This is a genomic window from Enterococcus sp. DIV0724b (assembly GCF_050531475.1).
Taxonomy (GTDB): domain Bacteria; phylum Bacillota; class Bacilli; order Lactobacillales; family Enterococcaceae; genus Enterococcus_L; species Enterococcus_L haemoperoxidus.
Window position 1 is genome coordinate 3,483,182 of sequence record NZ_CP172890.1, and the last position, 12,630, is coordinate 3,495,811.

The 12,630-nt window shown below is 31.9% G+C and carries 10 protein-coding genes; 1 reads left to right on the forward strand and 9 read right to left on the reverse strand.

The window, feature by feature from the left end; translation table 11 throughout:
• The first annotated feature begins 32 nt into the window (after window positions 1–32).
• A complete protein-coding gene (locus tag IGJ02_RS16115; RefSeq protein ID WP_010762174.1) occupies window positions 33–1,544 on the forward strand; it encodes a helix-turn-helix domain-containing protein in 1,512 nt (503 codons plus the stop codon).
• 232 nt (window positions 1,545–1,776) lie between these two features.
• On the opposite strand, the gene IGJ02_RS16120 is transcribed toward IGJ02_RS16115, so the two are convergent.
• From IGJ02_RS16120 to rsmG, 9 genes are all read right to left on the reverse strand, one after another.
• On the reverse strand, window positions 1,777–2,880 hold the full coding sequence (locus tag IGJ02_RS16120) for a tyrosine-type recombinase/integrase (RefSeq protein WP_010762173.1): 1,104 nt from the start codon (window positions 2,878–2,880) through the stop codon (window positions 1,777–1,779).
• A 388-nt stretch (window positions 2,881–3,268) separates the two neighbouring features.
• Complete coding sequence (locus tag IGJ02_RS16125; RefSeq protein ID WP_430602708.1) at window positions 3,269–4,465, reverse strand: hypothetical protein; 1,197 nt, start codon at window positions 4,463–4,465, stop codon at window positions 3,269–3,271.
• 367 nt (window positions 4,466–4,832) lie between these two features.
• The gene (locus IGJ02_RS16130) at window positions 4,833–6,011 is read right to left on the reverse strand and encodes a DUF916 and DUF3324 domain-containing protein (protein WP_430602709.1); all 1,179 of its coding nucleotides are present in this window, start codon (window positions 6,009–6,011) and stop codon (window positions 4,833–4,835) included.
• A 313-nt stretch (window positions 6,012–6,324) separates the two neighbouring features.
• A complete protein-coding gene (locus IGJ02_RS16135; RefSeq protein ID WP_010762170.1) occupies window positions 6,325–7,449 on the reverse strand; it encodes a hypothetical protein in 1,125 nt (374 codons plus the stop codon).
• Between the two features lie 17 nt (window positions 7,450–7,466).
• Window positions 7,467–8,255 carry a hypothetical protein gene (locus tag IGJ02_RS16140; RefSeq protein ID WP_430602710.1) on the reverse strand — a complete coding sequence of 263 codons (789 nt, stop codon included), beginning with the start codon at window positions 8,253–8,255 and terminating at the stop codon, window positions 7,467–7,469.
• Window positions 8,256–8,288: 33 nt separating this feature from the next.
• On the reverse strand, window positions 8,289–9,116 hold the full coding sequence (locus IGJ02_RS16145; protein WP_010762168.1) for a helix-turn-helix domain-containing protein: 828 nt from the start codon (window positions 9,114–9,116) through the stop codon (window positions 8,289–8,291).
• 1,020 nt (window positions 9,117–10,136) lie between these two features.
• On the reverse strand, window positions 10,137–11,030 hold the full coding sequence (locus IGJ02_RS16150) for a ParB/RepB/Spo0J family partition protein (RefSeq protein WP_430602711.1): 894 nt from the start codon (window positions 11,028–11,030) through the stop codon (window positions 10,137–10,139).
• Window positions 11,023–11,784: a ParA family protein gene (locus tag IGJ02_RS16155; RefSeq protein ID WP_010766686.1), complete on the reverse strand. Its 762-nt coding sequence runs from the start codon at window positions 11,782–11,784 to the stop codon at window positions 11,023–11,025. The genes IGJ02_RS16150 and IGJ02_RS16155 overlap by 8 nt, the downstream gene beginning before the upstream one ends.
• Before the next feature lie 15 nt (window positions 11,785–11,799).
• On the reverse strand, window positions 11,800–12,516 hold the full coding sequence (rsmG, locus tag IGJ02_RS16160) for a 16S rRNA (guanine(527)-N(7))-methyltransferase RsmG (RefSeq protein WP_430602712.1): 717 nt from the start codon (window positions 12,514–12,516) through the stop codon (window positions 11,800–11,802).
• Between the last annotated feature and the right edge of the window lie 114 nt (window positions 12,517–12,630).

Consider the following 12,630-nt stretch of genomic DNA (forward strand, 5'->3'; position numbering starts at 1 on the left):
TTATCTATACTGATATTTAAAGGAGTTTTACTATGAAAAAATTTGACTTACTAGAAAAAGTAGAAGTTTATCAACTTGACTTACTAATATATCTAAGTAACGTTGGGGGTAGCGCAACAAAAAAAGAGCTCATGCAACATTTAAATATCGGAGATTATTTTTTATCCAAACTGATCGAAGGATTGATGGTCTCCGAAAAAAAAGCAAATAGTCGCTTTTCTATTGAAGTAACTAAACAAACAATCACTTTCAAAACTAAACCCGACTACTCTCTTCACACTTTGTATAATGAAATGATTGTCTATGCACCCAAATATAAAATTTTGGAAGAATTGTTACTACACGGGTCGATTGATAGCTCTCGTTTATGTGAAAAAATTGGATTAAGCTATTCAACTTACTTTAGAAAAATCAATGAATTAAACAGCTTATTAAGCGAATTTGATTTGACCATCCAAAATGGCGTTCTACTAGGTTCTGAATTACAAATTCGTTTTTTTTATGTTTCTCTTTATATGGTCACAGATCCTAAACAACAATTAAAAGTACCGAATATTGATCCTAGAATTTACGAAACAGTCAATAATATTCAGCAGATCATTGACTGCAAAATGCCCTTTTTTGCTCGAAAAAAACTTATTATCTATTTCAGTCTATTAAAAAGGAGAAATGCACAAAAGTGCGTACAAAACGACTATGATCAGGAAACTTTTTTCAGTAATAAAACAGATATTGACAGCCAAAAACTATTTATAAGCGCCCTTAAAAGATCCCACTTATTCAAAAAAGTAAATAAAATACTTGGATCTTTTTTAGTTTATTACTCCTTTAAATTACTTCCTAATGAAACGATCTTATTGCTTCTCTTCATGTTTGGTGAAGAAATCATCTCTGTTAATTCTCCCTGTTTAAAGGAACTTGATTTAATTGAACGTTATAGTAATTTTTTTATTCGAACTTTAAATAAGGAATTTCTGAACTTAATGGAAAAATGCTTCCCAAATACTTTTTTAAAGGATACACAAAGTTCAATCCTCTACTATTATTTAAACTCTATTGGCTACCGTCATTTAATATTTAAAGGGCATATTGATTATTACTGGGAACGAAATTATATAGAGTCAGTGGATACGATACACTCCGAAACTATTCATTATTTTATTGATTACTTAAAAGAACGATACCCAGTGCTCTTTATGGATGACACTCATGATACCATTCTCATTTCAAAATATGCTCATGCTATAAATTTTTATGAAGAATGCATCAAAACTAAAATTTCTGTTGGGGTATTTATCGAAGGTGATTTGCTCCGTAAACAAAAATCCATGGATTGGTGGATTAAATACATTGAATTAACCACCTTTGCCCAAGCCACTCCCCTAACTTCAAATCAGCTTTATGATCTAGTTATTAGTAACGTAGATTGCTCCTATCTGAAAAAAAGAGGGAAGTATTTTTTCTTTTTGAGTAACTATAACGAGAAAAAAGATGTATCTGATCTAGATCACTTACTGTATGATATTTATTCCTCTAATCGATAAATTCTGCTTACCCTCTATGAAAACATTAGGTCTGAGGCATAACTATAACTCTGTGAGTCATATACAACTTTAAGGAATCCCAATAAACGGTAAACTCCCTCTTAGTGCTGTAAAACATAACAAGCTATGAGTTTATGTTGCACTATACCTACTTGATTCTCAGAGTTAAACGTTTTTCCCTCAAGATCAGTCTCCAATTAGCACCCTTAAAAGATAATCGTTCGTTTTTTTATCAAACAAATTCAAGTTTTTCTACAAGTTGACGTTCTTCTGTAAAGAATGAATTCGTATAACAATCAAGTGTCATCTTTGTTGATGAATGTCCTAATAGCGAACTTATTGTGGCGATGTTTCCCCCAGCTTCTAAACAACGGGTTGCAAAAGTATGCCTTAAAGAATGGAAGGAAAATTTTTCTAATCCAATTTTTTTGCGTATTATTTGAAAACGATACGCAATTGTACGTGGTTCTAAAGCTTTATGCTTGTTTGAAATAACATACTCACTAGTTGATACTTTTTTAAGTTCTAATAAATTTTTCCTTAAAGTCTTCGTGATTGGAATTTTACGTTGTGAATTACTACTCTTCGGTGTAACCTCAACGATCTCAGTCTTTCTTCCAGCAGTATCTTCCGTTTGAATTCTAAGCACCGTTCTGTTAACACCTAACGTATTATTTTCAAAATCAATATCTTCCCATTTTAATCCACAAATTTCTCCAATTCTAAGTCCAGTTTGCAAAGCAAGCATGATGGAAAAGAATTTCTGATTTGTATTGATTTCTTTGACTAGTTTGGCTTGGTCTTTAATTGATAAAGCTTGTACTGTTTTTTTCTTTGTTTTTGGAAGCTCTACTCCCATACAAGGATTTTCTGTCAATAAATTCAACGATATTGCCTTACCTAGACAATTTTTTAACACTGAAAATATTGACCGAATGGAGCTTGCCTTTAGTGTTTCATCCATTTTTTCAAGTAAAGAAGTCAGATCTGATTGCTTCAGCTTCTGTAATTTTATTGAACCAATTCTTGATAATACATGGACATCCATTTTATTTTTATAGCTAGCAAATGTGCTGCTTTTTACTTTTGGACGAACAAATGTCTCTAACCAATAATTCGTCCAATCCAATAACTTTCCTTCATAAGGTAGTAGCTTTTTACTATCGTTTGTCTGTTTTTCGTATTTTTTCAAAATAAGTTGATGCTTTACCTCTGAATATTTATATCCATAGATATAACCATAATGAATTCTCCCATTATTTTGTCTACCTTTTATGTATCGGCCTTCCCAACGACCGTCTTTTCTTTTATAGATATTTTCTCCTCTTCTTGCCATAATTAAGATCCTTTCTAAAACTTAATTTTCAATGCTTTAAGAAAATGAATTACTACAAATTTCTAAATAATATATGTTATTTTTTTCAACTAAAAACCATTTATTTGAAACCGATGCAAATAATTCTTTTTTCATTTTACTTCCAATCAAAACCAACTATGATCATACAATACGTTTACTTTTCTTAACCAATTATGCATTATTATTTTTTTTACTTAGTTTCAAATTTTCCAGAAAAAAAGAAAATTTTTGGAAGTATAATGTCACTTTTTTTGTTATAGAAATACTATTTGTATAATATAAAAGAGAAAAAGAAAGAGGTCTCGTACATCTGAAACTGTTCTAGTCTCTAGTACACCACCCCTTTTTCAATTCAGTCCGTCGATTATCATGCTTCCTTTACTAAAGTACTATTGCTTAATCTTAAAGAACTGCTCAAAAAATCTTTTAATGCAGCATAGCCTTCCATTTTAATCAGTATTTCTTGTGAGCAAAACACCCAATAATTAAAAATTGTAGGACCAACAGCAACCTTTTCGACAGTTTCCATAAACTGACCTAATTCTTTAATCAGCTTTCTACAGCTTAACTTGCCAGCAATAATAATTTCTTCTCTTCCTTCAAGTTCCAATAACATCCATAAATAATCTATAAATTCTACTTTCGCTTTTAAGATCAAGAATTGCTTTATTGGTACCATGCGTTTTTTTTTTAATTCTTTGTTTTCTGTAAAACACGTTAGCACTTCCAGCTCAAGGTTAGAAACATATTCTTTAAAATCATTTTTTTTAATCGGTTCTCTTCTATTTATATTTTTTAAGGGAAAATAGTTTGATGTCCAATTCTTTATTTTTAAAGTTGATTTTAGTTGTTTTGATCGGTCAAGAGTGTACTTACGTATGTGCGGTTGTTCTTTCCTCACGCTTTTTTTTTGCTTTATTTTCGTAGTTCCTAGTTCTTTTTTTGGGGAATCACTTGAAACTTCTTTTATACTTTGTTCAGCTTGACCCATTTGTTCTTTAATCGTTTGGCTGACTTTTGTAAGCTCTGTTTTCAGTAACTCACCAGAATCTAAAACAATTGTTTCATTTTTTGTAAGTCTCTCTTCTAAACCATCCATCTTCTTAGTTAGCTGGTCAAACACTTCATAGATCTCTTTTTCTTTTCGTTTATACTCAGCTTCTTTCTCTTGCTTGATTAAGGTATCATATGATTCAATCAATTCTTTGGCATGCTCTTTTAATTTACGTAAATGCTTTACCTGAGCTTCTTCATAAAAACCTATGGTGAACGTTAATACAATATACGCAGCCGACGTAAAAATATTGATTTTTTTTATAAGTAATTCATTATTTTTTTCAGTCCATGTCTCATATATCTTTTTTGCAATTTCTTCTAGTTCCATCAATGATTGAACATCTTTTTTAAAAATCAATTTACATGATAAGTATGCTTCATGCGGTGTAGCTAAGTGTTTGTTGAGCAACTCTACACCTAAAAGTCTTGGATTAACTTTTTGATGGAGTATATATTTTTTAATTATTCTTTTTCCCTGTTTTTGAGAATTTTGTTCTACTTCATTCATAATTCTCCAACTCCTAAAATCTCTATACTATAAATTCACTTTCTGTGATTTAAAAATACCGATCAATAAACTTTATTATCAAAAACCGTAATGACCAACTGTACATATTTTTAGTAGATAGGAAACACACTAACTTTTCTATGCAAATATTTTTAATAGAGCTCCGAATTCTTTTCTAATACGAGGATCTTATCAAATTTCTCTACACTTAAATTTTTTAAGTCAGAGAACGAAAATCTTATAAAATCCACTTTATGCACAATTCTGTTTAGAACTACGAATCAATTTATAAGGTTGTGGATAGTTCCATAACCTTTCTTCTATTTCTAAAAAAAGGGAAAATCCCCTCTATGTGTTTGCTGTCATTTTATTTTTCTAAGTGATTCTGATCTGTAGGACGTTTTTTCTTTGCTCCTTCAATTTTGTTTCTCTTACGTTTTCTGTTTCGTTGCGTATTTTTACTGTCTCGGTCGCGTTTTTGCTTTCTGTAATGCAATGCTTCTTCATAGCACTTTTCTTTACGCTTTCTTGAAATCAGTAAAAACAAAAGGAGTATTAACAAAAATACAAATGTAATCATGCAAATAATTGTGTAAAACATTATATGTTCTTTAGTTGATTTAATCGTAGACGTTCCTACTTTTTTATCTTCAGCTTCTATGATTTCAAGCTCTTTATCCCATTTCCATTCCTGATTTGTTGCTTTAGATTTAGCTGTCAACGCAATGTGATATTTTCCAGCTAGAAATCCCTGTTGCTCCCCATCAAGTATAAAAGTAAAGCTCGAATTAGGTGCCATCCGATAGCCAGTTACTTTCGTTTGAGAATATATTTCATCTGAGTTTTCTTTGTATGCTTTGCCTACAAATTCAATATCTTCTAAGTTAACTGCTTGTTCATTTTGAATAACTGCTTTGATAATATTTTTTTTCGACTCTTTTGAAAAACCAACATCCAATAAGTTCAATTTTGCTGCAACAGGTGCGTCTGTTTCGGTTAGTTTTACCGCTACGATATATGTCTTTTTATGCTGCTTATCTTTACTTTTAGAATCGCGTGCTTCGTTATTTTTTTCTGATGAAACAACTTTGATTCCACCTAATATCATTCCATCAAACTGATTCTTAGGCATTTTTAAATGAATCATTGTTTTTACTGTTTTTTTAGCTGGAATAATTAGCTCTGACTCAGCCGTAGCAATGTCTTTTAAAGAGACTTTTAGACTTTTTTCTCTTGGGACGATTTTTGATCGATCAGAATAATCTATATCTCCACTGTCATTTGTTGTAGCATCATTGATTTGTAGAGTAACTTTTTTTTCTTTATCAGAAGTATTGACTAATTCCAATTCTAAATCTTGTTCCTGATCTGGTGTCACTCTCAGATCGTAATAGGTTGCTTCAGAATTATGCTGGTTCTTCGGTAAAATTGGATTTACTGAAATAGCCCAACCAATTTCCGATTTACCAACGATCAGTATCAGTGATAAAAGAAAAAATCCTATCATTACAATAACCTGGTGCAATAGTTTTCGTTTATTAATCATTGAATTTTAAACTCCTTGCATAGTAAAATCATATGTATATATTAAAAAAAGAATCAAGTATAGTAACTTTGAAAACCAAATGAACAATAGCTAAAAATGAGTATTTTCAAACTATTGCTCTCTTTTCCCAGTACTTCAATTGATTTTCTTTTTAATATACAGGTAGTTATTTTCCTTATATCATTGATTATTTTGCCACTTTAACAATGTTCTATTTTCGATATCGCTTGTAAGCAGTTCAATCATTATGTAATAGCGGACGGGAAAAGCCGACTATTCCCAATCCTTTTTATTTTTCAAGCAAAGAGCTATTTCAATCGACCTCGATTGACTCCTCGCTTAACACAATCTGTTCAAGTAAATAATTTTCTCCTTGTATAAGATCAAAATAAGCTGCTTTATTCAGTATACTGTCATAATCCATTTTCATGATTCGGACATGGGGCTGACGAAACCAAGATTTTTTCTTAATCTTTACTCTTGATTCAATTAACTTACACTCATCTAAAATCAAATAAATTTCGTTTGTAGAAACTGCATCTTTAAAGCTTCTTACTTGTTCTCTTTCATAAGTCAATTGATTATCAGAAATCGTCATCTTTTCTGATTTTGTAACTAACTCTTTATTCATTAGCCAAGATTGCTCTAAAAACTTAGCCTTTTGTAGTAGTTGAGAATATTCTCTCAAATCAACTTTTAGTATATGATCCCAGTTCTCATTGTCATCATCGCTGGTTTTACTCAGTTCCTTCATGGCCCGAGATAGATTTTGCCTTTCCATTTGATCGATTACAACTTCTAATTTTTTATTTGCAAGCCGCATTCTTTCTTTTGCATATCTTTCTCTACTGACAGCTTCTTCCATTTTCAGTAAATAATTTTCATTATCATCACTATATTCTACAACCTCAGTTTTTTCTATTGGAGCAGAAGTCGCTGCCTTAAATGGTTTGATAAACTTAGCTACCAGCCTTTCGATCTCGTAAATGAACGATTCTAACAAATCATCACTATCACCCAGTAACTGCTGATCTAATGACTGCAGTAAATTGACCATGAAAGGAAATCCAGTATCTCTATAAGCAATAGGAACAAAATCTATATAGTAAACAACTCGATTATCTTCTTTCTCTTTAGAACCACCTATCCAAGCGATTTGGGGAAAGGTATGAATCAATTCATCCAATAAAGCAGACCAATCAAGATCTACAAAATCTAAGGTAATCTCCACATGTTTAAAAAAAGAAATTATGGTATGAAATTCTTCAAAATATTCTTCTACTTCTTTTTGAGGATAAGGGATTTGTTTATTTTTTTTTTGAAAAATCTCTTCGCATATATAACAGATATCCCGCAACATATCGTCATCAAAAAGACGTTCACCTACAGCTGGAGAAGCGGCTTGATAGATGTCAACCATGATATTTTGATAAACCACTTCTTAATCCCCTTTCCTTAATCCAATGACTGATCAGCTAGTCGGCTAGATTTACTTAATAAATCTTCCATCAACACACTTGTTTCACTTTGCAAACGAAGTATACGTGTATGATAATTTGCCGCTTCCTGATTGATCATTTTTAACTCAATTGAGGCTTCTGAAACTGCTTTTTTAGTTTCATGTCTGGCAGCTTCTACTGTACGATCTGCTTCAATCGTCGCACGTTCAATAATTTGCTGTGCTTTTTCTTTAGCTTCCATCAAAACTTCTGCAATTTGATTTTTCATTAAGTCTTGTTGGCGTAGTTGCTTTTCAGTCTCTGCGCTCTTATTGCGCTCTTCTAGTAACTGCTCGTCTAACTGAACTCTCAGTTCTTCTAAATTCCGCACTTGCTCTTCGAGCGAAACAATTCTTTCTTTTGACTTAGAAGAGCTCGTCAAACGCATGGTCAGTTGATCAATTTCTTGTTGCTTATTCTCAACTTCTGCCTTCAATCGTTCAGCCATTGTTTTTTGACGTTGCATTTCTTTTTGAAATTGTTGATTTTCATTATTCAAATGTTCAATTACAGCTGCTTGTTCTTGTTGTAATTCGTTCTCTTGTTTTCTCATAATGTTTTCCGAACGCTCTCTTTTAGTTGAAGTTTCTGGGCGGCTTTTTTTAGGGGGCTCATACTCCTCTTCTTCGAATTCATCGTCATCATATTCATCGTACTCGTCGTATTCATCATACTCATCATAGTACTCCTCGTAATCATCATCATAGTTCTTTTTTTTTTTGTTTTTTTTGTTAAATATTGCCAAATTTCCCGCTCCCTTTCTGATTTTTCCTTTTAGTTATACGCTACCTACCAGTAGTTCTCTTGTTTTTTCATTATTTTGTTCATCTAATTCCACAAACTCTTGATTCAGATAGTAACCTATGCCTTTTTTATTTAAAATAAATGGTTCAAAAATTGACGTTTTATCCATTATCTTTTGTTTGATACGATTAATCAGATTACTCAACAGTGCTTGTTTATTTTTTTGCTTGGCATTTGTCCAAATTGCTTCACATAATGCTTGACTTGAAAACACTCGTTGGTCAGATTCAATAAAATGTTCCAATACCTGATGTTCTTTTTTAGTTAATGGAATCAACCAATTGTCAATGATTAATGTACGATCTTTTAATTGAAATGAATATTGTTTTTTTACTTTAGCTATGTTTGAATGGGATAATGGATTTTGAGAAGCTCCTTCATTGTTTATAGAAGAATTCATCGCTCTTTCTTGGCCACCGTTACCTTGACTATTCACTGATTCCTCAAAAATAGACGCTAATTTACTTGCTAAATCAGTGACAGATATTGGATAGCGAACAAAACTCACATTTCCATTGTTCGAATACTTAGACTTGTTGACCTGTTCTGCCTCAAACGTTAAAACAACGATCGGCTTATTCAGTAATGCTAAATTATCTAAAAACGATTCTTTCAATCCACTGTACATTGATTGTTGATAAATAATAAGATCAAAATTTTGCAGAAAATAAAACTCTTTGTCTTTCGGCTGAGTTAAGATATCTTTTGAAACCATTATTTCGTAATCCATATTCAACAAACTATTTTGCAATAATCCATTTGCACTTAATGTGTCGGTCAATATAATTATTTTTTTCCTCATAATAGAAAATCCTCCTCTTAATTTTTTATACATAGTAATTCCAACCATTTATATTCGATAAAATTCCTTTGAAATAGATGTCAGTGATACATATTTTTTAAAACATGTACTACATAAAACTGTAAATATTAGATAATAGGAATTTCCTATTCTTATATAAAATAAGAAAAATGAACTTAAAATGTTTGTTTATTAGCATTCTAAATAAAGTAGTGACGGTTAGATGACGGTGAATCAAACTTAAATACATAATTTAATATTCAAAAAAAAGATGATTTTAGCAAAATAAATGAATCAAAGCGGTTGCTCTTTTCGACGAGCTTTAACAAAAGTATGATCACATCAAATATTTTGTTGAAGTCTTTTTAGCTAAAAATAGCTGGTGTGTTAAGAGTAAAAATAGAATTATTTTAATTTAGTTACACTTTTAAAGAGACAGACTTAGATTTTTAACTCAGGATACAGATACACTTGGAGACTATATTAACGAATCGTTCGTTGTTGCGTATATATCTAACGTGATTTATTTGACGGTTCATTTGACGGCGTATAAGAATAAGTAAATATAGTCCAAATTACTATTTATTATTAACCACAGTAAAGCTATTGTATTTCGATATAAAATTTATATAATAATATAGCTGTTTATCAACATTTTATTTTTAAATATCTAATATACTTTCTCTCGTACGCTGTAATATACATAAATTAATATATTATACTTTGCTTATTACTCATTGACATGTCCAAATTATTTATTGTATACTTGATGTATAGGTATTTAACAATAAGTATCTATTTAACACTATTCAGATAGTTTAATTTAAACAATTATAGATTTTTCTTATTTTATATAAGAATAAGAAAAATAGATTTAATTTATACATATATCATTTTTATAAAAACAAATTTAGGTAAATAACATTTTCTTTATTACTACCCGTAGTTCAACGATAAAAAAAGAGTAGGCTTCAAAACTAAACATTAGTTTTGAAGCCTACTCTTTTTTTATCGAATGAATTATGCTTCATCAAAATGAATCTCTAAAATATCTAAAATTCTAGCTAAATCTGATTGTGAAAGGTACTCAATCTCAATTTTCCCTTTGCCTTCTTTTTCTTGGATTGCAACAGTCGTACCGAATTTATCCATTAAGCGATCTTCGCTTTCACGAATATAATATGGTTTATCTTTGATTGCTTTCTTTTCTTTCTTCGGTGCTTTTTTTCCTTGGTTTTCATTTAAGTCATTCACGATTTGTTCTAACTGACGAACAGTTAAATTCTCTTCTACCACTCGTTTAGCCAATGTTAAAATCAAGTCTTTATCTTTTAAACCAAGTAATGTTCTTGCTTGCCCCATTGATAAGATTTCGCCTTGCACCATTTCTTTAACTTGAGTTGGCAATGTTAGTAAACGTAAGTAGTTGGCAATGTATGGGCGGCTTTTGCCTAGACGTTCTGCAACTTCTACTTGTGTTAGCTTCAAATTTTTCATCAACATGTCATAAGCTTCAGCTTCTTCCAGCGGATTCAAATCTTCCCGCTGTAGATTTTCTAAAACTGCGACCTGCATCATTGCTTCTTCATCAAATTCACGGACAATCGCTGGAATCGTTTCTTTATCTGCTAATTTTGAAGCACGAAAACGTCTTTCACCTGCAATGATTTCGTAGCCTTTGACAGCCGATTTTCTAACGATGATCGGTTGAAAAACACCTGATTGTTGAATCGAGTTTGCCAATTCTTGAAGTGATGCCTCATCAAATGTTTTTCTTGGCTGATATGGATTCGGACGAAGTTCATTTAAAGGAATTTCAAGTACTTCTTCTTTTTGAACATCTACATCTTCCAAACTAGCAAAATCTTGAAACAATGCATCAATACCTCTACCTAAACCTTTTCCTTTACTCATTATCCAACACTTCCTTTGCTAGTGCTTGGTACACTTCGGCACCACGTGAACGAGGATCATAATCAATAATCGACAACCCATGACTTGGCGCTTCAGACAAACGGACATTTCTAGGAATGATCGTGTCATACACTTTTTCACGGAAATATTTGCGAACTTCTTCTACGACTTCAGCGCCTAAATTTGTTCGTGCATCATACATTGTCAGCAATACACCTTCAATACGTAAATCTGGGTTAAAATGTTTTTGAACCAGACGAATCGTATTTAACAGTTGGCTTAGTCCTTCTAATGCATAGTATTCACATTGTACAGGGATCAAAATCGAATCACTCGCTGTAAATGCGTTGATTGTTAAATGCCCTAAAGAAGGTGGACAATCAATCAAAACAAAATCATAGATATCATTTATTTCTTCTATAGCAGCTTTTAAGCGAGATTCTCTGGCCATCATCGAAGTCAATTCAATTTCTGCTCCAGCAAGCTGGATCGTCGCTGGAACAATATCTAAATTCTCTCTAGAAGTTTGTTGAATCACATTTTTGATTGGTTCTTCATTTACTAATACATCATAAACATCTGTTGCAACATCTGGTTTACGTACGCCGATACCACTTGTTGCGTTTCCTTGTGCATCAATATCGATCAGCAACACTTTTTTGCCGTAATAGGCAAGGCAAGCACCTAGATTCACAGTAGTCGTTGTCTTACCAACGCCACCTTTTTGATTCGCTACAGAAATTATTCGTGCCATTTGTGTCCCTCCATCTTATTTGATTGGCTGTTTATTTGGTAATCCAGGTTTTCTCGGGTATTTTTTAGGTGTTTCCTTCTTTTTTTGAATCACAACGATATGTCGCTCGTCTTCTGTGATTGGTAATTCAAATGAAACTTCTTTTTGAAATTTACCACCTAAAATAGCAATTGCCGGTTTAGCTCCAATAATTTCTTCTTCACTTTTGGCAGCTTTTAAAGCTAAGAAAAATCCATCTTTCTTTACTAAAGGTAGACATAACTCGCTCAAAACATTTAAACGAGCAACTGCACGAGCTGTAACGTAATCAAATACAGCACGAAACTCTTCTTTTTGACCAAACGTTTCCGCACGATCATGATGTAAAGAAACATCTTCCAACTTCAACTCATTGACTAATTCAGTTAAAAACGTGATTCGTTTATTTAAAGAATCAACGATCGTTACTTGCAATGTTGGAAAAACGATTTTTAACGGAATACTTGGGAATCCAGCTCCTGCACCTACATCACAAATTGATTTATTGGTTGAAAAATCTTCAAAGAATGCCAACGAAATAGAATCATAGAAATGTTTTAGGTACACCTCTTTTTTTTCTGTGATCGCAGTTAGGTTCATTTTTTCATTCCACTCAACGAGCAATTCAAAATAACGGGCAAATTGTTCCATTTGATGATCCGATAAATGGATCTCTTTTTGGCTTAATAGTTGTTTAAATTCTTCTGGTGTCATATGTTTCCTTCCTTGCGTGAAACAGAAAATGTTTCACAGTTGTCTTTTCTTACTTTAACGCAAATAGAGATTTCTTGCAATGTTTTTAGTAAGATTTATAGCAGTTGTAATAAA